Origin of the sequence: Bythopirellula polymerisocia, assembly GCF_007860015.1 — a bacterium.
In the GTDB taxonomy this organism is placed as follows: domain Bacteria; phylum Planctomycetota; class Planctomycetia; order Pirellulales; family Lacipirellulaceae; genus Bythopirellula; species Bythopirellula polymerisocia.
Window position 1 is genome coordinate 99,234 of sequence record NZ_SJPS01000006.1, and the last position, 22,854, is coordinate 122,087.

Consider the following 22,854-nt stretch of genomic DNA (forward strand, 5'->3'; position numbering starts at 1 on the left):
TGGAAATTGGTCATTTCCTAAACTGTCGTGTGACTTCACAATTCTCTCAAATTAAGCCTTGCTCAAAGAATCGCTAGCGACCAACATAGCATGCATGTGGTCCTCCCGCTTATTTTGGAAACTCTTTATCGCCTCAGCGGCACTTGTCATCCTTGCAGTCGGCGCGTGCGTGTTGATTGTTTCGGGCTGGCAGGAAGAGCAACTGGTCGAGCAAGCCCGACATCGCCTCCGTGATACCGCTGCTTTGGTGAGGGAAGATATCGGCACTGATTTTGCCGACGGTGATCGCCAGCAATTGCAAGAGAAATTGCGGAGGATCGGCGCTTCTACGAACATCCGCTTCACTATCGTCGACGTCAAAGGAAACGTGCTTGCCGACTCCGAGCAGGATTCACTCGATTCCGTAAATGCGATGGAAAATCATCTGGCTCGCAAGGAATTCGTCCAAGCGTCACGCAACGGCGAAGGCCAATCCCGCCGTCAAAGTCCGACACTGGGGATTCCATTTCTTTACTACAATCTATCAATCCGCAATGGTGAAGATACTGTCGGTTTCGTTCGGGCTGCACTTCCTGTCGTACCTCTCAATGAACAGGTGGCATCGATCCATAAACTGATCGCTTTGGTTGGACTTGGGGTAGCTCTCACATCCCTGATCGTCGCCTATTGGCTCACGAAACGGTTGGTAAGCCCGATCAATGTGCTCACCGAAGCTGCCGAGGCAGTAGCAGAAGGGCGATATTCACAACGAATTCGTGTAAAATCCAACGACGATTTGGGAAGACTTGCTCGTTCCTTTGAGCGAATGAGTAGCGAGCTAGGAACCCGGGAAACCCAGCTTCGCGAGAGCATCGAACGACAAACAACCGTACTCGAAGGGATGGTCGAGGGAGTCATCGCCGTCGATCGCCAGGAACACGTGCTATTTGCCAACTCGGCTGCCGGGAAGAAACTAAGATTCTCACCCGACAATGTTGCCGGACTCCCGCTACTCGAAGTGGTCCGCAGCCACGAGCTTCGCGCGATTGTCCAGCAAGCTCTCAAAAGCGATCAGCCAGTTCGGGGCGAAATCGCCTGGCAGACCAAGAAAAGCCCCCTGACTTTGGAAGTCCAAGCCACACAACTCGCCGGTATTCCGCCAGCGGGAGTCGTGCTCGTTTTGCACGACATCTCAGAACTGAAACGGCTGGAGGGCTTGCGGCAACAATTCGTCGCCAACGTGTCCCACGAACTCAAGACGCCACTTAGCTCGATCAAGGCCTATACCGAAACTTTGCTCAACGGCGCATTGAACGACCATGAGCATGTCCGCCACTTTCTCACACGAATCGACGATCAGTCGACTCGACTGCATGAACTGATACTCGATCTGCTGAGTATCGCACGGATCGAATCCGGGCAAACTACGCTTGAATTCAGCAATCTCCCAATCCATAAAGTTGTGCATGCTTGTATCCACGACTACGAAGAACGTGCCAGGGCAGGGGGGGTCACTCTCATAAACCAAGTCACGGATACTTCTCTCCATGTAAGGGCCGAGGAAGAGGGCCTTTTGCAAATACTGAACAATCTGGTCGACAATGCGATCAAGTACACCCCAGAGGGAGGTACAGTTACGATTGGCTGCCACACCGAAGGTGACAAAGCCGTGATTGAAGTCTCTGACACGGGCAGCGGCATCGACCCAGAACATCACGACCGACTCTTCGAGAGATTCTATCGAGTGGACAAAGCCCGCTCTCGCGAACTGGGTGGGACAGGCCTGGGTCTGGCGATCGTCAAGCATCTCTGCAATGCCATGCAGGGGAGTATTTCTGTCGAAAGCAGCCCCGGCCAGGGAAGCACCTTTGCAGTTCGGCTGCGACTGGCTGATTCCCACATTCCTCAAACAAGTTCGTGATTCGAGCAGAGCTGCATAGCACCACGCCCGTTCCGGGAAAAGCGATAAATACAAGTCATTTCATTGGAACTTGGCAGATTTTCTGCTTATTAGCTCCTCTGCTGAGATTCCCAGTCTGTGAAGAATTCTTCACAGTTTCTTCACAATCTACGGCTACAGTATTCCATAAGAATAGGGTGCTAGGAAACTCGCAGATTGAAAAGGAATTAACGTGAAAATTCTCAATGGTTATGCCATCGTGTTACTGGCAAATCTGATCCTAGTCACTGGTTGCAGCAAATCAGCTCCTAGTGACTCCGATACCTTTTCTTCCGATCCAAACGCTACACCCACTGGCAGCATTCGTATCGATGGCTCAAGTACCGTCTTTCCGATCTCCATGGCCGTCGCCGAGGAATTTGGAGAAGCTTTTCCCAAGATCAAAGTTCCTGTGAAGCAGTCGGGAACCGGTGGCGGGATGAAGCAGTTTACTGTTGGCGAAGTCGACATCTGCGATGCGTCACGTAAGATCAAAGATTCCGAACTCGAAGCCTGCAAAGAGAACGGCGTCGAATTCGTGGAACTAACAGTCGCCTTTGATGGCATGGCCGTGGTGGCACATCCAGATAACGATTGGTGTGACTGTATTACCGTCGAGCAACTGAAAAACATCTGGCGCCCTGAGAGCGATGGTCAGATCACCAAGTGGAGCGACGTGAACCCTGACTGGCCCGAAGAAGAGTTAAAGCTTTACGGACCAGGCACTGACTCGGGAACCTTTGAATACTTCACCGAGGCCATCGTGGGCGAAGCCCGCGCCAGTCGCCCCGACTACACTGCCAGCGAAAACGACAATGCCCTTGTTCGCGGCGTGGCTGCCGACAAAGGAGCTCTAGGATATTTTGGCTATGCATACTTTGCTGAGAACAAGGACCAATTGAAGTTACTATCAGTTAACAACGGCACCGACTGTGTGGCTCCCAGCGAGAAGACCGTCCGAGACGGCACTTATGCCCCGCTTTCTCGTCCCCTGTATATCTATGTGAGCAAGGACTCACTCACCAGGCCGGAAGTCGCGCAATTCGTCAACTTCTACCTGGACAATGTAGACCAACTCTCCGGCGAAGTTGGATACGTTCCCGTTACAAAAGAGGTGGCTGAGGAAAACGCTAAGTTGCTTCAAGCAGCTCTTAATAGATCTTAATTCATTGTCATACTTCATGTGTCTGAGTAGCGTCACTTGCACTCCCCATTAACTCACGATGCCGTCCCTCGCTACAACTGAAACATTGATCGCTTCCAGCGGACGCAAGAGTTTTCGTGTAGTCTTCGAAGGGTTTCTGCATTTAATGCTGCTGGCCTGCGCTGTCGTCTCGATCATCACCACCGTGGGAATCGTCCTGGTGCTACTGATCGAATCGCTGCAGTTTTTCCGCGATGTATCTGTCTGGGAGTTTCTCACCGGCACCAAATGGTCACCTCTCTTAAAACCCCAGCACTTTGGCATTCTCCCGTTGTTCTGCGGTACTTTTCTGGTAGCCGCCGGTTCTGCTTTGGTCGCCATACCCATTGGTTTAGGTACGGCAATTTTTCTTAGCGAGTATGCCTCGCCAATTGTTAGAGACATCGTGAAACCTTTACTCGAGGTGTTAGCAGGTATTCCTTCGGTGGTGTTCGGATATCTGGCTGTTGTTTTCGTATCACCTATCATCAAGAGCCTGTTTGCCAGTGCTGATTTGTTCAATGCCGCTAATGCCTGTATTGTTGTTGGATTCATGATCTTGCCGACGATTGTGTCGCTCAGTGAGGACGTCCTCCGCAGCGTCCCCCGCTCCCTGCGTGAGGCGGCCTATGCCCTCGGAGCAACTAAACTCGATGTGACTATCGGGGTAGTCGTACCGGCCGCCATGTCTGGAATCATGGCTTCATTTCTGCTGGCAATAGCCCGGGCAGTAGGCGAAACAATGGCTGTGACTCTGGCAGCCGGGGCTACCCCCAGATTGACACTTAATCCGCTTGAAAGTATCCAGACTATGACGGCCTATATCGTGCAAGTCAGCCAGGGAGACACCCCAGCTGGCACACTGGAGTATCGCACTATTTTTGCCGTCGGCCTCACGCTGTTCATTTTCACATTGCTCTTAAACGTGATCGCACAATGGATTTTGTCTCGCGTGCGGGAGAAATACGAATGAACCTCGCCCAACACTCCAATGGTCGACCCTATGCTAAGTTTGCCTCTAAGTGCTTTGCCCTGCTCTGTGGGTTCTGCACCTTGCTAAGCGTTTCGGTGCTGCTTCTCCTACTGTGGAATGTCTTCAGCTACGGCTGGGGCTCCCTCTCGTGGAATTTCCTCACTAGTTGGCCATCCCGGTTTGCTGAGAAAAGTGGTATCTGGTCGGCATTGATTGGTAGCCTTTACTTGATTGGTGTCACGGCCGTGCTTTCCGTTCCAGTAGGGGTGGGTGCTGCCATCTATCTTGAGGAATATGCCCCCCCAAGTCGCTGGCGAACCCTCGTGCAGATTAATATCGCCAACCTCGCGGGAGTCCCTTCCATTGTTTATGGAATCTTGGGACTGGGACTTTTCGTCCGCATGATGCATCTGAATCGCAGCGTCATCGCGGGGGGCCTTACTTTGACGCTGGTCGTTCTGCCGATTGTGATTCTCTCAGCTCAAGAATCGCTCCGGGCAGTACCGAGCACAATTCGCCAAGCTTCCTACGCTCTGGGCGCAACCCGCTGGCAAACGATCTGGCATCAACTACTACCGGTCGCCCTCCCCGGAATTATGACAGGTGTGATTCTGTCGTTGTCCCGAGCACTGGGCGAGGCGGCCCCCCTGGTGGCCATCGGGGCGGCGACTTACGTGCGCTTCACTCCCCAGAACTTGCTGACCGATGAGTTCAGTGCGCTACCAATCCAGATTTTCAACTGGACCGACCAACCCCAAAAAGGATTCCACGAAGTTGCAGCCGCAGGCATTATTGTGCTCTTGGTTGTACTCATATCGATGAATGCCCTGGCAGTCCTACTCCGGCAAAGATTCAGTAAAAAGGTTAAATGGTGAGCAATGCAATTTGTCATCCCTAGGTACTCCGAGGGATCTGGCCAGATTTCTTGGCGCACCTCGAAACGACGGTTGATTGAATCGCCTATCCACTCAATCACTAACAATTCACTTCAAACTGAGTACTGAAAAAATGGCTGCTAACATCTTGCAAGCCGAAGAGGTATCTCCCATGAGCGAAGCGGCTTCGACTCCCATCCGTGTTTCGACCCCAGTTGTGCGACGTTCGGCATCGGATCGCAATGAGCCGGATCTTGCTCATCGTGTTAAGAAAGTTTCCGCCAGCAACGTGGATTTCTTTTACGGCACGCATCAAGCCCTCCATGGCATTACGCTCGACATGCCAGAAAACTGCGTCACCGCCTTGATTGGCCCTTCGGGGTGCGGTAAGAGCACCTTCCTCCGCTGCCTGAATCGCATGAACGATATGATCGATGAAACTGTTCTGAGAGGTAAAATACTGCTCGATGGCATCGACATCTACCAGCGTGGAACCGATGTGGTCGAACTCCGTAAGCGAGTCGGAATGGTGTTTCAAAAGTCGAACCCCTTCCCTAAATCGATTTACGAAAATGTGGCCTACGGACCTCGAGTGGCTGGCGTAAAGAAGCGGGCTGTGCTCGACGAGATCGTTGAAAGATGCCTTCATCAGTCTGCCCTCTGGGATGAGGTGGAAAATCGTCTCAACGACTCGGCATTGCAACTCTCGGGGGGGCAACAACAACGACTTTGCATTGCCCGGGCCCTGGCAACCAATCCAGCCGTGCTGCTCATGGACGAACCGGCATCAGCCCTGGACCCCAAATCAACCGCTGCGATCGAAGACTTGATTTTTGAACTCAAGGCTAACTACACAATCGTCATCGTTACGCATAATATGCAGCAGGCGGCTCGGGTTTCGGACCAGACGGCCTTCTTCTACGAAGGACACCTCGTCGAAGTAGGACCCACCACCGAAATGTTCACCAAGCCCGGCGAGAAGAAAACAGAAGACTACATCACTGGCCGTTTCGGATAAAAAGGACTACCCTAACCACTAACCACTTCCCCCCATGTCAAAACATCTCAATCGTGATTTGGAAGCCCTCGAACAGGACCTTCTCGCCCAATCCTCAATCGTGGAAGGGATGATCCTGCGAGCCAGTCGAGCGATTGCAGAAACGCATTCGGGATTCCTGGAAAAGCTGCTCGCGGACGAAGATCAGGTGAATCGAGGAGAGGTGCGGATTGAAGAAGAATGCCTCAAAATTCTGGCGCTTCATCAACCCGTGGCAGTCGACTTGCGTCGCGTCGCAACTGTTCTCAAGATCAACGCCGACCTGGAGCGAATCGCCGACCTGGCCGTGAATCTTGGCGAGCGGGCTCAGGGTCTAGTTCAGTTCGCCTCGTTTCACTTTCCCGGACGTCTGGAAGAAATGGTCGATATCTCCACCTCGATGGTTCGTGATTCCTTGGACGCCTTTGTACGACTGGATGTCGATCTTGCTCGTGAGGTTCGCCTTCGCGACGATCAAGTGGACGATCTCAATCGGGAAGTGATCGATGACCTGCAAGAAATGGTGCGTAGCAATACCGGCGATATAGAACCTGCGCTCTTTTACTTCTCGGCTTCGCGTCATGTCGAGCGAATTGCCGACCACGCCACAAATATCGCCGAGGATGTGATCTACTTGGTGGACGGTGAAATCGCTCGCCACCGCAATGAGGATTTGACCTTTTTCTAAAGAAATAGAATTGGCACGATGGCAAAGGCAAACATATTAGTCGTTGAAGACGATAGCTCCCTCGGAGAAGTACTCGAGTACAATCTGCGACAAGAGGGCTACGAGGTTCACCTCAGTCGAGATGGTCAGCAGGGGCTACGCTCTGCCCGCGAGCAAAACCCCGATCTGGTCGTGCTAGATCTCATGTTGCCAATGATTGACGGATTGGAGGTCTGCCGCCAGTTGCGTGCCGACCCTAATACCCGAGAACTCGCGATTCTGATGCTCACTGCCCGTTCCGAAGAAAGCGACGAATTGGTGGGATTTACTGTCGGAGCCGACGACTACGTGACCAAGCCATTCAGTGTGAAGGTCTTGCTACAACGCATCAACGCACTGTTGCGACGCAAGGACAAGGGCAGTGCAGACCGCGAAATCCTCGTCAGTCAGGGTATCATGATCGACCGCGTGCGACACCGCGCTACTGCGGGAGGCGTCGCACTCGACTTGACCCCCAGCGAATTCGGTCTCCTCTCTGCTTTCGTCCGTCATCCGGGCCGAGCATTCTCTCGCGCCGAGTTGATCGACGATGCCTTAGGGGACGATGCCATCGTGCTAGAGCGCACCATCGACGTACACATCCGCTCCTTAAGAAAGAAGCTTAACTCCCACGCCGATCTGATTCAAACCGTTCGCGGTATCGGCTACCGCCTCCGCGACCCAACGGATTTGGTGATGGCGTGAATCTACTTGCGGATGAAGGTGGAGCCTAGTCAGCACTTGTTACGCTGGCAGTACGCACTCGCATTGCCGCCCGCAAAACGTCGTAAACATTCAGATTGTCGTTTTTGCGCTGCGAAACCGCAGCTGAGATTGCCAGTAGTTTTCCCGGCGAAACGTTGTGTCGCGGCTATCCAATACAATCCTGCTAGACTAACCCAATACAATGAGATTGTTCCGATGCACCACTTCGTAGTACGGGCGATGGCCCAGGAGTTCGGCGATGCGTTCGCTCGGCTGACGGGCAATCAAGCGCATTTCGTCGGCAGGATAGTTGCTCAAACCCCGGGCAAACTCCTCGCCCGCTTCGTCGCAAAGTGATACCACGTCCCCTTTGACGAAATTGCCCTCCACCTTGGCAACCCCCACGGCGAGCAAGCTCCGACCACCCGAAGCAAGTGCCCGACAAGCACCCGCGTCGAGCAATAATTTTCCGTTGGGGCTGGCACTCCAACCTATCCACCGCTTGCGGGAATCGACCGCGGGGCCCTCGGCCAGAAACAGCGTGCCGACATCCCTGCCAGCCATGATATCCAAGAGCACATTGTCGTGGCGACCGTTGGCTATCACCACGTTTTCGCCAGCCGAAGTCGCAATCCGTGCCGCGGTCATTTTGCTCGTCATGCCTCCTGTGCTTAGTCGCATCCCTGGACGATGCGGATCATCGCGTACTAATTGTGCTTGGGCCGCTGTCACGTCTGTGATCACAGATAGCACCTGCGAAGCCGAATCCTTAGGATCACCCGAGTATACCCCGTCGATATCCGAAAGCAGAACCAACAGCGGGGCCCGAATGAGATTGGTCACCAATGCAGCCAAGCGATCATTATCCCCAAAGCTCAACTTCAGTTCCTCGACGCTGACCGTATCATTCTCATTGATGATCGGGACGGCATTTGATTCGAACAGGGCAAAGAGCGTATTGCGGACATTCAAATAGCGCGTGCGATCCTTGAGGTCCTCGGCCGTGAGTAACATCTGAGCCGCATGCAATTCGTGTTGTTCGAGAGACCGGTTGTACGATTCGATGAGCACGCTTTGCCCAATGGCCGCGGCTGCTTGGAGTTGCGCAAGATCGGTGGGCCGTTGCTTCAGTCCCAGGCGACCCAGTCCCGCCCCGACCGCCCCGCTGCTCACCACAACACATTTCTTCCCAGCCTGCCACAGCTGCGCAATTTGTCCAGCAATACTATCGATGCGACTCTTATCGAGCATACCGTCGGAGTCGGTCAGCACACGCGTGCCAACCTTCACAACGACCAGATCGGCCATCGACATGATTTCTTGCCGTACAAGTTCTGACATAGGGGATAATTGGGGAATGAAGGAACGGCTAGAACCAAATGTGTGATGGGTTACGAGTGTCGCGGAGAACCCACTGATCCGCGTTGTGGACTAGTGTGATGATTTGGGCAAGGACTTCGTCATATTTCGTATACAGAATCGCGCTCGAAGTACTCGCACTCGACAACGAATTGCAAACCATTACCAGCCAAAGAGAACCCCGGTTGGTAGACCGGTAACTCAGTATGTTTACGATAACGCACACCCATTGTTCACCCCCTTTCACCAAATGGTTGAGCAGTACAATTCCCCCATTCCTGCATTCCTCATATTTCCCCTCATGGTACCCCAGCAGGTACAAGAGGCACCAGCGGACTTTCTTCCGACTTCGTTTTGCTTTCCTCCAACCTATCAGCTGGCGGCGCAGCGGCTTCAGCCTCTAGCTCGGGTTCCAAATTCCCCGACATCAACTCATAGAGCAGCTTAGAGATGGAAGCGGCCGTGATGGCATAAGTTTCCGTGCGACCCGAACGGGCGATGTTGAAGCCCACCACCTCGCCGTCAAGATTCACAACCGGCCCGCCGCAGGCAGAAGCATTGATGACAGTGTCATGCTGAAACGCACTGGGGAACCCAAAACGACGCTCGCTCAGGCCGCTGCCAAGCCGGTTTTGGAATTCATTCCGCGAAGGCATCAGCCCAGGGAACCTGCCCATCAATATTGTATCCAGAGTGAGCTGCTCCTCACCGCGCTTGACTTTTACATTGACATGATCTCCTGGATTGAACTCTTGCACACGTCGGACCAATGACTCGCGGGTGGGAGTCGCCACGGCATCAATCTCCAGGATAACATCGTTGACCAACAATCCTGCTTTGGAGGCAGCCGAGCCAGGAAACACGCGTACGATCAGCGCTTGCCCCGACACCGCGTCAAGTTGAATTCCCAGAATACCCGCCTGATGAGGAATCTCTCGCGGCTCAACGCTCACAATACCCACGGCGATCGGATAGCTATCCATCCCGACCGACGCCAACCACGAACCGACCACCGGCACCACGGTATCCGAGATGACAAGAGTAGGAAGTTGTTTGGCAGCCACTTTGAGCATCGCCACGTCGAATTCGCGACTCGCCCCCACGATGCGCGCATCCAACTCACGCCCGTCGAAAAAACGACAGGTAATAGGCCCCACCAAAGCACTTGCCTTGGTGAGAATCCAACCATCTGGCCCCACCACTCCACCCAACGCAACTTGGCGACCTTCGCTCCTAATTTCTACGATGGCCTCTCGCACTTCCGAGACGACCTCACGAAAAGCAGCACGCACATGAGGACCATGAGCAAATCGCCGACTGGGAACCGTAATACGCTCCGTCGGATAGTTATGAACTGCCACTCCGGATTCATCAATGACTTGTGCGGGGAGTAAACTACCAACCGCTGTGCAAATCACGAAAACTCCCATTGCTGTGAATAATTGCATACGAGTTCTCATCATGGTTGCTCCTGCTCTTCTTCACCAGAAGCAGGATCAAGACTTCCGGGCAAGGGATCTCGAATCGCGCTTAACACGACATCAATTTCCAAGGGCCGCAAGTTCCTAAAGATTTCGAGACGAATCGTGTCGCCAGGTGATTTGGAAAAAACGAGCTTTGTGAGTTCGATTATCGAATCAATTGCTTGCCCATCGACCGCCACGATTTGATCTCCCGGTAGTATCCCTGCCCCCTGGGCAGGGTACCCGGTAAAGACTTGCGTCACTTCACAACGATCCCCCACCGTACGCCCCGCCAGACCCAACACGGCACGCCCGCTATCAGTTTTCTGCTTCGCGACATCGCCACCCCATACTTTACCACTCAACATTTTCTCCCACACAGGCCGAATCTCGGTCACGGGAACATGGAAGTTATGCACGACCTCTGGACCAATGCTCATGTGGATTGCCATAACTTCACCATGCATGTTGAAGAGCGGTCCCCCTGAATCGCCTCCCACTAAAGTGCAATCGGTGCAAATCCATTGTCCACCCGTCGCCAACACTCGCCCCAGTCGCACCGGCGGAGAGCGATCGTCTAGAATTCCCCCGGGCTGACCGGTAGCCACAACCCATTGCCCGACCTCCATGGACTCATCCTGCGCGAGCGGAGCAAAAGGCAGGTCCTCGGGAGGATCAGTTATTTGCACCATCCCCGCATCCATCAAATGATGGGCTCCCAGCGTCCGCCCCTTCAACCGCCGACCGTCTGCCAACACCAACGTCGCGGGGCGTCCAGCCCGCCCAATTACATGCGCCGCCGTCAGTACCAGTCCTTCTTTGGAAACAATCACACCACTGCCGATGTTGCGTCCCACCTCCACTTCAACTGTCGCTGGCACAGCCTGCGCAGCCACAAGCTGCACCTGCTTCTCAATTTCCCGCAGATCACCCACCCCACGAGGATAGGACTCGTTCAATACCCCAGCCACCTCCGGTGAGAAAGCAAGCGGTTCCGCGGCGCGCAATTGCCCAGCAGGCAACAAGCTTGCTAGGCAAAACAATCCCACGTGGATAATTCGAGTCTCAAACATAGTATTTCGTTCGACAAAAACCTGAAAAACATCTCATCTCAATTACGCGTTTCCGGCAGCGGTAAACCAAGAACGGAATGTATCCCTTCGTAAAATCTTTCATCGTTGGCCAGCAACTCCGTCGGATAGCGAAGCGGCCTCAGAATCAGGCGAAGGATCGCATCGGGTTCTTGAATGTAAGATGCCATTCCTGCCATGTATTCTAACTTGAGAGTGGCTTCGCGATTGATCTGGGCGTCTTGTAGCATCGTTGCCAGATCTTTGCCACAACCAACGTAGTGCTCAAACAATTTAACAACCGAGTCTATATCAACCTCCGCGAGATCTGATTTAAGTTCTGGGTTATTATCGATTCTCGCTTGGACGGCTTCCAAATCAATGGGAGATTCTTCAGCTTGCGCGACGGCAATGATGTCGTATCCAAACCTCCGATCCGATCCACTCGACCAGAGAGTTGCCGAGGGAAACACGCTTAGAAATGTTGCCAATTCGCAGGAGACTGTCTGAAAGTCGGTTTGGTAGAGTGGAATCCACTGTACCATGATTCCGCCAGGTTTGAGACGCGATTTACAGAGTTCGTAGTATTCCTGGGAATAGAGGATCGCCGACCCGCGGACCCAAGGATGGATGGAGTCCGAAGAGATGATGTCGAATTTTTCCTTGGTCGTAGCCATGTAATGGCGGGCGTCGTCGATGATTATTTCTGTCCTAGGATCATTGACTACATCGTCATTGTCAGCCGCAAAAAAGCCAGCGGCCTCGATCACTGCTGGTTCTATTTCGCAAATCCTGATCTTCTCCACTTCAGGGTAGAGCACAAAACTACCCGCCGTAGTTCCCGCTCCGAGTCCAACGGTGAGCGTACTCTTGGGATTGGGATGAAATAATGCGCAAATGTGTCCTAGCATCCTTTGGCAGCGCAAGTCGTCCACGTTGTTCGAGGCCTCGACTTTACCCGAAACACAGAGCGAGCGAGCACCCGTTGCTTTCTCCTCCAAAACGACGACTGCCGTGTTAAGGCTCTCACGTTCGTAAACGTGTCGGAATTGTCCCCACTTTCGCGGCATGATCGAGTTACCCAAGAGACCATGGGGATAGGGTAACAACATCGCAATCGCTGCAAATGCAACAAACCCGATTCCCCACAGACTTCGCGGGACTGCCAACCAGTCAAGTTCGCCAGATTCCCGATTTTTAATATTGCGTTCGTTTACGGGTGTCTGCGCGGATATTCTTGCTTTTCGACGTTCTGCATAAAGTGCCAGTACGGCTGTTATCGCAGCCAAACAGATCATCAACTGTTGAGTCAGATGCGAACCCATTGAAGGAACCAATAGCATGGTAGTCAGCACTGAACCGAGAATTGCGCCGAGCGTGTTGGCAGCATACGCTTGCCCAACCAGTCGACCTGCATCGCGTTGTCCGTGGCTGGCGGCAACCAAGCCGACCGAAAAAGTAGCACCCCAAATGATCGCCGAGGGAAAGACGGCTAATGCCGCTCGCAAGCTGTCATGCAGAAACACTCCGTAGACGTGGAAATAGCCGTCAGCTTTAGGTGGCCAAAAGGGGACGACGCGAGTGATTGCTAAGTTTGCGAAAACGAGCAACAACATCAAAAGCAATTGGCACACCGCCAGCCAGCGCAGAGGATGATTCGTTTTGACGACCAGCTTAGATGCCACGGCACTGCCGATGCCGATGCCGGCCAGAAACACCATCAAAATGATGGCAAAGGTATAGGTGGTCGCCCCGAACAAAAGCGATAACAGTCGCGTCCAAACGACTTCCGCTGCCAGGGCAGTGAAACCCGAGAGGGCCATGACCAAGGCAATCAGCATCGGCACGTTTTCAGTGGCGGGCTTTGACTTGGATTCATTCTTAAGTAGTTCAGCGGGTTCGTAGGCCATCCGCCGGGCAAGTGAAAGTGCTTGAAGCCCCACTAGTACATTTATCGCTGCCGCCACATAACTCGCATAGGTAACATCCGATTGCGGGAGCAACAAGAATCCGGCGATAAAGCAGCCCAAAACAGCGCCCAAAGTATTCGCGCCATAGAAGAATCCCATGTCGGCCAATCCCGCTGGCGTGGAGGCGACGGAACGTGCGACCGCTGGGAGTGTGGCACCCATCAATATGGTTCCTGGCAACAGACACCCCCCCGCAACCAACGCTCGAATTAAGAGATCCTGTCCTGTGGCATCGGACTGGGCGATGTACCAGTCATGAAGGGCCGGCATCCACCAGGGGAGAGTTGCCCCGATGAGGCCAATGGCAATCTCTAGACCAGCATACACCTTGAGTGGATGCCAGCGAGGCGAAATCAAGTGGGGAGCCAGCAAACTCCCTAAACACATTCCTCCCATGAATGTGGACAGGACGATTCCCATCGAAACCGCCGAGCCACCCACCACTAATCGCAGCAGATGAAACCAGATAACCTCATAGATGAGGGCAGCGCATCCGCTGCCCACAAATAAGAGCGTCACGCTGGAATAACGCAGGGAGAGTCGCTGTGATCCTACAAAATGAGATTCTTTATTCATAGTTGGTATTCTATTCGAGATTTGTAGAATTGTCCGCATACTTGCCCACAACTTTTTATGCCAACCTGGCTTGTTGACGAACTGCGACCAAATAGTGTACAGATGCACTTGTAGTGTGTACGAACGTATATTAGAATGATCGTGGCCCGGCGAGGGCACGATTTAAGACTAACCGCCTCGACAGGATTCCGCAGAAAGGACAATCCATGTCACTCGATCAACTCACCCAGCGGCAACGCAAGGTATTTGACTTCATCCGCGACAAGATTGACGGACGGGGTTACGGACCGACCGTTCGGGAAATTGGCGTGCAGTTTAAGATTAATTCCCCCAATGGTGTGATGTGCCACCTAAAGGCCCTGGAGAAGAAAGGGCTTATCACCCGCGAGCCGAACATGTCGCGGGCGATTCAACTTACTGACATGGCCCGTGAAGATCGGGGTATGCCCCTCGTCGGACAGATCGCGGCTGGAAGTTTAGCTGAGGCGATCGAACAGTCGGAGCGGTTTGAGTTTACCGACTGGTTTAACCAAAAGAACCTGTTTGCCCTCCGTGTGAAGGGAGACTCCATGATCGAGGCCGCTATTGCAGATGGCGATCTGGTAATCTGCCGGAAGGCTCGCACAGCAGACAAGGGGGACATCGTCGTGGCTCTCACCGATGAAGGAGAGGCCACCCTCAAATACTGGTACCCCGAGGCAAACCGCATCCGCCTCCAGCCGGCCAACTCCTCGATGAAACCGATCTACAGCCGCAACGTGAAGGTGCTCGGCGTAGTGACGGGAGTTGTACGCAAAGTGGGCTGAGTGGACCTGCAATCACTCAAGCCGATTGCTCCAGATTGCTCACCTGGTTGAGCTTGTTGTAGAGCGTTTTGAGGCTGATGCCGAGTTCTTCGGCAGCCTTCGGTTTGTTCCCGTCGTTGCGCTCCAGGGCTTCTTGGATTGCTTCCATCTCCAAATCGCGAAGACTAATGGCTCCGCGGCGAAGCCTGGCGGCTCCTTGTAGTTGTCGCGAAGTAAGCTGCTGAGGAAGGTGCTCAGCACGAATAGGACCCGCATCGCAGAGAATCGTGGCATGCTCGATCACGTTGGCAAGCTCTCGTACGTTGCCTGGCCACACGTGAGAGAGTAACACGTCGATGGCGTCGGGGGCGATCAAAGCTTCTTCGGCTTGCGGCTTTCCCCGATGACGCGCGAGTAGGTGCTTGGCGAGATTGGGTACGTCCTGAATGCGTTCACGAAGTGCAGGGAGGTGAATCTCAAACGGGTTGATGCGATACATCAGGTCTTCACGGAATTCTTCCTCAGCGACCATCGCCTGCAAATCGCGGTGCGTTGCGCAGATCACTCGCACGTCGACCTCGGTGGTCTTGTTCTCGCCCACGCGACGGATTTCACCACTCTCCAGTACCCTCAGCAATTTCGCTTGCATTGACTTAGGTAATTCGCCGATTTCATCTAAAAATATTGAACCGCCGTGAGCAACCTCAAAAAGCCCCACTCGGTGGTCATCTGCACCAGTGAAGGCACCTTTGCGATGACCAAATAGCTCGCTTTCGATGAGTGTTTCCGGCAACGCTCCACAATTTATTGCCACAAACGGATTGTTTGCGCGGGTGCTTTGTTCGTGCAGTGCCCTCGCTACCAGCTCCTTGCCAGTACCAGTTTCCCCAAGTATGAGTACGGTCGAATTTGAGGGGGCCACTTTTTCGATCAACAGTCGCACCTTCTGCATCGAGGGCGTGTTGCCGATAAGTCGCGGGGTCCCTTCCAAGCTTTGTACACGATGCTGCAGCGCACGACACTTTTGCGTGAGCTGCCGCTTGTCGGAAACTCGCTTTAGAAGCGCTTGAAGTTCGACCAGCTTGCACGGCTTGGTGAGATAGTCGAAGGCCCCGTGCCGCAGAGCCGCAATAGCAGTCTCCATTGACGATTTTCCCGTGAGCACTACAGCTTCGGTCTCGGGAGAAACATCCTTACAATGCGCAATCACGGCAATGCCGTCGCGACCTGGCATGTCGAGATCGACGAGAATGCAGTCGTACGTATTCTTATCTAGGGCGGCAATTGCGGTGAGACCATCGGGACATACCGTTACCCGATGACCCAAGCGCGGCAGTTCAAGCTTCATCAGCTCCTGCAACGAGGGCTCGTCGTCGGCAAACAACAGGGTCAATCCTTGACCATTAGGCTGCTTGGTAGTGATGGCTCTTCTCCTTCATCGTTTGCTGAGACGGCAACGAAACCACGAACCGCGAACCGCATCCTGCGCCCTCGCTCATTGCTTCGATGTTGCCGTCATGTTCTTCCACTATCCGATACGTAATCGATAATCCGAGTCCCGTCCCTTGTCCTCCCCGGCGGCGGGTAAAGAAGGGCTCGAACAGGTGCTTGCGAACTTCCTCGCTCATGCCGCACCCATTGTCCTCCACCACGATCCGGGCCCAATCGTCCGTTTGCTCAACAGACACGTTCACCTTGCCTGTTGAGTCGAGGCTTTCCAGACCGTTGGTGATTAGGTTCAACACCACTTGCTTGATTTCCTGGGCATTGATCTCGACAATCACGGGAGGACCGGCGGCAAGTTCGAGATGCTTATCCTTGTGCTTGCCCAGGTGCTGCACCATGTCGATCACGCCCGCTACCAACTCTCGCAAATCGGTATTAACACGCTGGGAATCTCCCATACGCGCAAAGTCGAGCAGCTTTTCGGTGATTTGCTTGCAGCGAAACGCCTCGCGTTGAATCATCTGTAAATAATTATGGATGACTGGAGCGTGCTCCTTGCATGGAGAATCCGCCTGGTCCATCATTTCTTCGATCCGCGAATCTAGCGACTCACTACACAACGCGATTGAGGCGAGCGGATTATTGATTTCGTGTGCTACGCCAGCTGCCAGGAACCCAACGCTGGCAAGTTGTTCGCTCCGTACCACTTGGCTGGTCCGCTCGCGAACCTGGCGGTCCAGGTCATCACGAATCTCCTGAAAGCGTGCTGTCATGTTGTTCATCGCCACAGCCAATTCACCCATCTCGTCAGAGGAATCTAAGTGTATCCGGTGATCGAATTTTCCTAACGCCACCTGTCGGGAACCTTCCACCAAGGTTTGCAAGGGCTCGGCAAACCAGCGAATGAATCCCCGAATGGAGATGAAAAGCAGCACGATGGCGATGCCCACATTGCTCCAAGCGATGGTCAGCGCAGTTCGGTACTGGGCTCGTACGTTGTCCGACAGCGCCAGTAATCGTGTATGTAAGTAACTAGGCAACTCCGCAACCAACGACCGCATCTTATCGAGTTCATTGCGAATGTACTCAATTTGTCCTGGGCTGAGCACCCAGTTTTCTCCTAAATGAGAACTGGAATCGCCACCTCCGAGCTTTACCAAGAGTTCGTCAATCTTAGACAGTGTTTCTCTCTCTAAACTGTCGTCTCCCAGTTGTAAGTCACGATCGAGGCTGGTTTCGTTCAATTGCCGCCGGTACCTATTGATGGCTTCCACCAGGCTGGCTAAGTGCATTCGGTATTCCTGCTGCAACATCTGGGCATCCCAAGGGAGTGAACTGGATTCTTCATCACCTGTGGTTGCATCTGGAAAGGTTTGAATGCTTAGCGGAGGTTCGACTCGCTCGTTTGCCTGGCTCAGGATAACTCGCAGATCATTGACACGCTGCTGGATGTCACTGGCTAGTGGCAGTTCAGCAGACCGGCAGCTGAGACTTCGCACCAATCCACGGTAAGCGTAAAGCCCGTAGACGGCACTTCCAAACAGCGCGAGGATGGCGATGAGGAATACTCCCAATCCCAGCTTGAGCTTCGTGCGTAGGGGCCAATGAGAAGGCACCAACGACCTCCATGTCGACGGTGATTGCAGCAATCAAAACGAGCTTTCCAAGCCCGACGGGAGCGGGAGTTTAGCACCCACGTTGTAAATCTGACAAGAACAGATATTCCGCGATAGCAGTGCTCCATGAAGAAACGAATCATTGCAGCTATCTGTCTAAAACCTCACCACACGACGCATCAGCCAAATTCCCCAGCCTGCTAGCACAAGATTCCCGAGCCAGACAGCTGGGGCAGGGAACACGCCAGATTTCGCCTGATCAAGGCATCCCACCAGCATCGGATAGTAGATCAGCAGAATCGGCAGGAAGCAGGCGAAAAAGCTCCCCCAGAATTCTCCGTGGCGACGGCGAATGGCCATTGGGGCGCCGATCATCACAAAACAGAGGCAGCTGAATCCGTTGGCCCATCGGCGGTGCGGTTCTGTGTAGAAGCGGTGCTTCGTGATGCGGGCGTACTGAACTTGTTGGCGGCGATTCTGCCAGCCACTCTCAGCAAGTTCGAACATACGACCAGTCATAATGGCATAGGACGCATCCGCTGCCATCTCTTGTTCCATCAACTCGATTAGCCTGGCTTGTTCGACTTTCTTGGGTCCAATCTCTCGGAGAGCGTAATTGGCTGGGCTGCGAGATTGTCCGCTTTCTCCTGTGAACTCACCAAATGAAATCGGCAACTCCCAAGGGCCGGGATGCGAGATCGACCCACCCCCTCCGAAGTCAATCTCGGCATTAACGAGCGTGAGCAAGATTCGCTCGGCAGCGGCATCAGAGCGAATCTCTGCCTCGTCGGCTGTAACCGTCCAGGCGGGTTTGTTGGGCGCAGAATAGAATAAGAACGTAGGCTCGATGAGTCGCTTACCGTAGACTCGCTGGACTGTAAGCTTCAATTGGTCGTTGCTATAGGAGCGCGTCGTGCGTAAACGACCGTAGATAATTTCCTCCAGCGATTCAAGCACGACTCGTTGTACACCGCCGTGGCCCCATGAAACGGCCATATCGTTGATCCACACCGTCGCAAAACTCGCCAGCGTGGCTAGAATCAACGTTGGCCAAACCATAACCAGCGGCGATATGCCGAGTGACTTCACAGCCACTATTTCGTTGGACGAAGAGATCCGGCCATAGATCGTGGTCGACGCCAATAGCATCGTCCCGGGCACGGCAAACAACATGGCCTGCGGAAGCATGTAGGGCAGCAACCGCAGGAGAGGCACCAGCCCTAGTCCCTTTTCAACCGCTTCCTTGCCAACAAGGATTAAGAACACGATAGCCGTCATCGCGGTCAGCGTCAGCAGAAAAACTGACAGCAGTTCATAGACGATGTACCGAGTTAGAATGCGCATCGAGGCTCGTGACAGTCTCGTGGGGAAGGGGCCGGACTCAGATTGCCACACTGTAGCAGCCACGGCCAGCCCGCGAAACGACATTTCCCCACCCCCTGCAGAGTCGTGAACGCTGTGCTAGCACCCGTAATTCAACACAGATCAACAGAAGAGTCGCTCGCTGCTGTACGCTTAGAATTGCGTAATGCCTGCATTAATCGCCGCACCGCGCTGCAATAGGCGATGACCGCGTCCTGATAGTTCCCCTTGGTGATTGCTTCGTGGGCAGTTTGCCGATCGCGATGGATCGCGGGCCAATCAACTTCCCAAGTATTTTGGCCTTCGAGATCTTCCAACTGGCGCACAATATCTCCAAGGGTCGCGATCGTGGCGGGGCCCGGCTGGCAGTCATGGCGACGATAAGGTGCCTTGCCATGAATTCCCACGGAAGAACCGCTATGGCATGCCCCCGAGGTAGTGTCTCTTTGGGTCCAAGCGACAAGGGCAGCCACTAGAAAAGCGGCAGCGCTCAGGAAAGCTCCCCCAAAACTTTGGTTCGTGGCCAGCGCTATACCTAGGATTGCACTAACAACCATTGCCACCCAGCACAGTGGATGAATCCCACGCGAGCGTTTGAACCGGCGGGGCGGTTCATGCGTTTCCTCAGGAGGGGCGGCCATCCCCAACTTCTCCGACTCGGCGATTTCCACAACGATCGTCGTAATGTTGTCGGGTCCACCGAGTAGGTTTGCCAGATCGATTAGCGTTTGTGCGGCTTCGTTAAGTGGCAAACAACCGACGACAGCACCAATCAACTCTGGTTTTAAGGGGCCGGTTAGTCCATCGCTGCACAGCAAGAAACGATCGCCTGTTTGCACAGAAAAAGGACCTTCGACATCGACTGACACGGTCGGATGTGGACCCAAGGAACGGGTGATCACATTCTTGGGAACGTAAGCAGGAATCTCGTCTTCGCTAGCGTGCCCAGCAGCTGCCATCTCCCAGACCAAACTATGATCAAACGTCAACTGTTCAAAACAATTTCCTCGCAAGCGATAGACTCGGCTGTCACCCACATGCGCAGCGAGCGCCCCCTGAGGCAGGACCAACAAACAACTGCAAGTGGTTCCCATTCCATGGAAATCTACACTGTTGGATCCTTTAGTGTAGATCACTTGATTGGCTTCGCGAACCGCTTCCACAATCGCCTCGCTAGGAGTAACCTCCGAGCGTTTGTGATAACTGTGCGGCACAGTGTCAGTGGCCATTTTGCTGGCAAGTTCCCCAGCAGCGTGCGCACCCATTCCATCGGCGACCACAAACAGGTGGCCATGCGATTTCCATTGGCTACTTCCTTCGGCAAGCGACACGGCCAAGGAATCTTGATTGCTCGATCGGCGCATCCCCACATCACTAACCGCAGCGCATCGCAACCCTCCGATGGAGCTTTCCAACTTACTGGAGGGACTACTCATGCGCGACGTGGATTATCACAAAGTCTTATCAGATCGGGGGATTAAATTTGCTAGCATGATGCCAGCACAGCAAGCTAGCCATTCTAACTTCGAAAGTGCCGCATTGAAAGCGGGGCAGGGGAGGCTCTGTATTGTCATCCCCGCGCAAGCGGGAACCTCGGAAATGCGTGGCAGCTTGCACCCTGGGCTCCCGTCAGCAGGGAAATGACGGTCGAGGCATCGCAAAAATTACCGATTTCGCCTAGCAGCACTCAACTTGTGTCCCTATACTCCCACCCCACTTTTCTAGGCAGAGCACATTCCCCGGACCTCGGCATGCTCGACTCGTCATTCAATCCGCATTTTCATCGCCTGGCAGTGTTTGTTGCCGTGGCGTGTCTGGTGCTATTGCCCGGCTGCGTCAGGCGTCGGCTGATGGTCCGCAGCAATCCTCCGGGAGCAATGGTCTACGTCGACAACCAGCTCATCGGCACAACCCCCTGTGCCACAGATTTCATTTACTACGGTACGCGCGAAGTCCGACTCGTGAAACCTGGCTTTGAAACTCTGACGGTAAGCCAGCCCATACCGGCACCATGGTATCAGATTCCGCCCATCGATTTTGTGAGCGAAAATCTCTATCCCCACAAGATTCAAGACTACCGCACGGTCTCCTACAATCTCGTCCCGCAAGTAATCGTCCCCACCGAACAGCTTTTGGGCCGCGCCGAAGAACTTCGCCAAAGCACCCAGCAAGGTGCGGTGCTCCCTCCTCCCGCAGTCGTCCCACCTGGGCCAGCCATCCCTGTGCTTCCCCCCGGCACACAACCACTGCTGACCAACCCAACCGAATCAGAAACGCTGGTCCCTTCAGGAGTTATCGCTGCGCCACCTGGATCTCTCCCCTCCGGCGGCCAACCGTTGGTGCCGTTGCCGTAGCAACCGGTGCCATTCAGTTGCTGGACGCCATTCCACGACTGATTTTTTAGCCTGCAGGAACTGAAAGAAGCGATGTAGGCAGTTTCTCCAAAGACTGACCAAAACTCTTGGATATTCTCTAGACAGATGCAACTCTGTCTCTATGCAAAACTTGATTCGAGGGTTGGCCCAAGTTACAACGAAGTAGAGGCTTGCCGAATCCAAAGCAAACGGGAGTGAGAATCCGATGTCTATCAGACGATGCTGCGTTTTTCCTATTGCAGCAATCTCGTTTCTGATCGAATCAACGTTAGCGCTGGCGATCCCGTTGCAAGTCGTTAATTATGGATTCGAAGACATCTCTGGTGAGAGTCCCTTCAACGAATTCACCTTCGGAGAACTCAACGGGTGGGAGCTCTACGATCCCAATACCGTTACCGACAATGGTGATGGCCCAACCTATTTTATTGGGACGCTCACGCCCTTTGAGCCAGACCCAATTGGCAACCCTGGAGTGTTTGCCAATTTTCCTGCTGGGGGCAGCCGAAGGACAACGCGTAGGTATTGCTTTCAACTTCAACGGTAGCGACGGCCAAGGTGAATATGGATTCTTCCAAGAACTGGGGGCAACTCTTCAGCCGCACACGACTTACACACTCGAAGTTGAGATCGGCAACATCACGTCTGCCACCGCAATGAACGGAGCGTTTTTCCCACTGGAGGGTTTCCCAGGTTATCGAGTTGAACTGCTCGCCGGAGGCATGATGCTGGAACAAGACAATAATTTGCTATCGGGCACGATCTCCGACGGCGAGTTTGCCACCAGCGTCATCACCTACACAACGGGTGCATCGCATGATCTATTCGATGAGAATCTAGGAATCCTGCTGGTTAACTTGAATCAAGCCGATCCCAGCTTCCCCGCTTCAGATATTGAAGTCGATTTTGACAATGTGCGACTCGACGCCTCTCCCGCACTAGCCGGAGACTTCGATGGTGATCTTGACGTGGATGGCGCTGACTTCCTGGATTGGCAGCGGAACACAAGCGTGGGCAATTTATCTGACTGGCAGACCACCTATGGCTCAGTTCTCGAGCCGCTTGGCGGGCTACAGTCCATTCCCGAGCCTTCGTCCGTTTGGATCCTGCTCGGAGGAACGGCGATTCTCTATCGCAAGAGAAGCCGTCTTTGAGGGAAAAGCCGCAGGGTTTTCTAGGGATAATTGGACGCCACGAGCTAGACACGTGTGAGGGCTTGGTGGTTACAATTGATGCCTATCCGTGTCGGGAGTCGTTCCCGGCATATCCAGTTGAGAGATCCCGTTGAGGGAGTAGAAAACGTGCGTCATTTCCGGCAAAGCAAAGCGACTGGCTCAACTCCTAGGTCAATACTACGAATGAAGAATTCATGCTTCCCTTGGATATCTCTCTTCCAGAATGCCTCAATTGTGGCGTCTGTTTTCCTGGCAATTAACCTT

19 protein-coding genes are annotated in these 22,854 nt (G+C 53.7%); 11 read left to right on the forward strand and 8 right to left on the reverse strand.

Annotation, left to right across the window (positions count from 1 at the left end; translation table 11 throughout):
* The first annotated feature begins 94 nt into the window (after nucleotides 1–94).
* From Pla144_RS18010 to Pla144_RS18040, 7 genes are all read left to right on the forward strand, one after another.
* Nucleotides 95–1,900 carry a HAMP domain-containing sensor histidine kinase gene (locus Pla144_RS18010; RefSeq protein WP_146452100.1) on the forward strand — a complete coding sequence of 602 codons (1,806 nt, stop codon included), beginning with the start codon at nucleotides 95–97 and terminating at the stop codon, nucleotides 1,898–1,900.
* A gap of 211 nt (nucleotides 1,901–2,111) precedes the next feature.
* Entirely contained in the window at nucleotides 2,112–3,083 is a 972-nt protein-coding gene (locus Pla144_RS18015) for a PstS family phosphate ABC transporter substrate-binding protein (RefSeq protein ID WP_146452101.1), read from the forward strand.
* Nucleotides 3,084–3,141: 58 nt separating this feature from the next.
* A complete protein-coding gene (pstC, locus tag Pla144_RS18020; protein WP_146452102.1) occupies nucleotides 3,142–4,074 on the forward strand; it encodes a phosphate ABC transporter permease subunit PstC in 933 nt (310 codons plus the stop codon).
* Nucleotides 4,071–4,949: a phosphate ABC transporter permease PstA gene (gene pstA, locus Pla144_RS18025; protein ID WP_146452103.1), complete on the forward strand. Its 879-nt coding sequence runs from the start codon at nucleotides 4,071–4,073 to the stop codon at nucleotides 4,947–4,949. The genes pstC and pstA overlap by 4 nt, the downstream gene beginning before the upstream one ends.
* A 133-nt stretch (nucleotides 4,950–5,082) precedes the next feature.
* Nucleotides 5,083–5,967, forward strand: coding sequence for a phosphate ABC transporter ATP-binding protein PstB (pstB, locus tag Pla144_RS18030; protein ID WP_231936434.1), 885 nt, complete (start codon nucleotides 5,083–5,085; stop codon nucleotides 5,965–5,967).
* A 34-nt stretch (nucleotides 5,968–6,001) separates the two neighbouring features.
* Nucleotides 6,002–6,673, forward strand: coding sequence for a phosphate signaling complex protein PhoU (phoU, locus tag Pla144_RS18035; protein WP_146452104.1), 672 nt, complete (start codon nucleotides 6,002–6,004; stop codon nucleotides 6,671–6,673).
* A gap of 18 nt (nucleotides 6,674–6,691) precedes the next feature.
* Complete coding sequence (locus tag Pla144_RS18040; RefSeq protein ID WP_146452105.1) at nucleotides 6,692–7,396, forward strand: response regulator; 705 nt, start codon at nucleotides 6,692–6,694, stop codon at nucleotides 7,394–7,396.
* A 189-nt stretch (nucleotides 7,397–7,585) separates the two neighbouring features.
* Here the strand turns inward: Pla144_RS18040 and proB are convergent, their stop codons facing one another.
* The 4 genes from proB to Pla144_RS18060 form a co-directional block, all read right to left on the reverse strand.
* A complete protein-coding gene (proB, locus tag Pla144_RS18045) occupies nucleotides 7,586–8,737 on the reverse strand; it encodes a glutamate 5-kinase (RefSeq protein WP_146452106.1) in 1,152 nt (383 codons plus the stop codon).
* A 317-nt stretch (nucleotides 8,738–9,054) separates the two neighbouring features.
* On the reverse strand, nucleotides 9,055–10,218 hold the full coding sequence (locus Pla144_RS18050) for a S1C family serine protease (RefSeq protein ID WP_146452107.1): 1,164 nt from the start codon (nucleotides 10,216–10,218) through the stop codon (nucleotides 9,055–9,057).
* Nucleotides 10,215–11,291 (reverse strand): S1C family serine protease, encoded by a 1,077-nt coding sequence (locus tag Pla144_RS18055; protein WP_146452108.1) that lies wholly within the window; start codon nucleotides 11,289–11,291, stop codon nucleotides 10,215–10,217. Before Pla144_RS18055 ends, Pla144_RS18050 begins: the two co-directional genes overlap by 4 nt.
* Nucleotides 11,292–11,329: 38 nt before the next feature.
* Nucleotides 11,330–13,834, reverse strand: a complete 2,505-nt coding sequence (locus Pla144_RS18060; RefSeq protein WP_197530793.1) for a fused MFS/spermidine synthase — start codon at nucleotides 13,832–13,834, stop codon at nucleotides 11,330–11,332.
* 206 nt (nucleotides 13,835–14,040) lie between these two features.
* Between Pla144_RS18060 and lexA the strand changes: the two genes are divergently transcribed.
* Nucleotides 14,041–14,640: a transcriptional repressor LexA gene (lexA, locus tag Pla144_RS18065; protein ID WP_146452110.1), complete on the forward strand. Its 600-nt coding sequence runs from the start codon at nucleotides 14,041–14,043 to the stop codon at nucleotides 14,638–14,640.
* A gap of 16 nt (nucleotides 14,641–14,656) precedes the next feature.
* On the opposite strand, the gene Pla144_RS18070 is transcribed toward lexA, so the two are convergent.
* The 4 genes from Pla144_RS18070 to Pla144_RS18085 all read right to left on the reverse strand — a co-directional run bounded on the left by Pla144_RS18070 (nucleotide 14,657) and on the right by Pla144_RS18085 (nucleotide 20,479).
* Nucleotides 14,657–16,012, reverse strand: coding sequence for a sigma-54-dependent transcriptional regulator (locus tag Pla144_RS18070; RefSeq protein ID WP_146452111.1), 1,356 nt, complete (start codon nucleotides 16,010–16,012; stop codon nucleotides 14,657–14,659).
* Between the two features lie 10 nt (nucleotides 16,013–16,022).
* On the reverse strand, nucleotides 16,023–17,681 hold the full coding sequence (locus Pla144_RS18075; protein ID WP_146452112.1) for an ATP-binding protein: 1,659 nt from the start codon (nucleotides 17,679–17,681) through the stop codon (nucleotides 16,023–16,025).
* A gap of 156 nt (nucleotides 17,682–17,837) precedes the next feature.
* On the reverse strand, nucleotides 17,838–19,025 hold the full coding sequence (locus Pla144_RS18080) for an LptF/LptG family permease (protein ID WP_197530794.1): 1,188 nt from the start codon (nucleotides 19,023–19,025) through the stop codon (nucleotides 17,838–17,840).
* Nucleotides 19,026–19,156: 131 nt separating this feature from the next.
* A complete protein-coding gene (locus Pla144_RS18085; RefSeq protein WP_146452114.1) occupies nucleotides 19,157–20,479 on the reverse strand; it encodes a protein phosphatase 2C domain-containing protein in 1,323 nt (440 codons plus the stop codon).
* A 315-nt stretch (nucleotides 20,480–20,794) separates the two neighbouring features.
* On the opposite strand from Pla144_RS18085, the gene Pla144_RS18090 reads away from it, so the two are divergent.
* The 3 genes from Pla144_RS18090 to Pla144_RS18095 all read left to right on the forward strand — a co-directional run bounded on the left by Pla144_RS18090 (nucleotide 20,795) and on the right by Pla144_RS18095 (nucleotide 22,569).
* Nucleotides 20,795–21,397 carry a PEGA domain-containing protein gene (locus Pla144_RS18090; protein ID WP_146452115.1) on the forward strand — a complete coding sequence of 201 codons (603 nt, stop codon included), beginning with the start codon at nucleotides 20,795–20,797 and terminating at the stop codon, nucleotides 21,395–21,397.
* A 226-nt stretch (nucleotides 21,398–21,623) separates the two neighbouring features.
* Nucleotides 21,624–21,962, forward strand: coding sequence for a hypothetical protein (locus Pla144_RS24705; RefSeq protein WP_197530795.1), 339 nt, complete (start codon nucleotides 21,624–21,626; stop codon nucleotides 21,960–21,962).
* Entirely contained in the window at nucleotides 21,895–22,569 is a 675-nt protein-coding gene (locus Pla144_RS18095) for a PEP-CTERM sorting domain-containing protein (protein ID WP_197530796.1), read from the forward strand. Before Pla144_RS24705 ends, Pla144_RS18095 begins: the two co-directional genes overlap by 68 nt.
* Nucleotides 22,570–22,854: the final 285 nt, after the last annotated feature.

Coding starts and splice junctions, on each gene's coding strand:
- Pla144_RS18010 (WP_146452100.1), top strand. CDS start 95: ATGTGGTCCTCCCGCTTATTTTGGAAACTCTTTATCGCCTCAGCGGCA.
- pstC (WP_146452102.1), top strand. CDS start 3,142: ATGCCGTCCCTCGCTACAACTGAAACATTGATCGCTTCCAGCGGACGC.
- pstA (WP_146452103.1), top strand. CDS start 4,071: ATGAACCTCGCCCAACACTCCAATGGTCGACCCTATGCTAAGTTTGCC.
- pstB (WP_231936434.1), top strand. CDS start 5,083: ATGGCTGCTAACATCTTGCAAGCCGAAGAGGTATCTCCCATGAGCGAA.
- phoU (WP_146452104.1), top strand. CDS start 6,002: ATGTCAAAACATCTCAATCGTGATTTGGAAGCCCTCGAACAGGACCTT.
- Pla144_RS18040 (WP_146452105.1), top strand. CDS start 6,692: ATGGCAAAGGCAAACATATTAGTCGTTGAAGACGATAGCTCCCTCGGA.
- proB (WP_146452106.1), bottom strand. CDS start 8,737: ATGTCAGAACTTGTACGGCAAGAAATCATGTCGATGGCCGATCTGGTC.
- Pla144_RS18050 (WP_146452107.1), bottom strand. CDS start 10,218: ATGATGAGAACTCGTATGCAATTATTCACAGCAATGGGAGTTTTCGTG.
- Pla144_RS18055 (WP_146452108.1), bottom strand. CDS start 11,291: ATGTTTGAGACTCGAATTATCCACGTGGGATTGTTTTGCCTAGCAAGC.
- Pla144_RS18060 (WP_197530793.1), bottom strand. CDS start 13,834: ATGAATAAAGAATCTCATTTTGTAGGATCACAGCGACTCTCCCTGCGT.
- lexA (WP_146452110.1), top strand. CDS start 14,041: ATGTCACTCGATCAACTCACCCAGCGGCAACGCAAGGTATTTGACTTC.
- Pla144_RS18080 (WP_197530794.1), bottom strand. CDS start 19,025: ATGCGCATTCTAACTCGGTACATCGTCTATGAACTGCTGTCAGTTTTT.
- Pla144_RS18085 (WP_146452114.1), bottom strand. CDS start 20,479: ATGAGTAGTCCCTCCAGTAAGTTGGAAAGCTCCATCGGAGGGTTGCGA.
- Pla144_RS18090 (WP_146452115.1), top strand. CDS start 20,795: ATGCTCGACTCGTCATTCAATCCGCATTTTCATCGCCTGGCAGTGTTT.
- Pla144_RS24705 (WP_197530795.1), top strand. CDS start 21,624: ATGTCTATCAGACGATGCTGCGTTTTTCCTATTGCAGCAATCTCGTTT.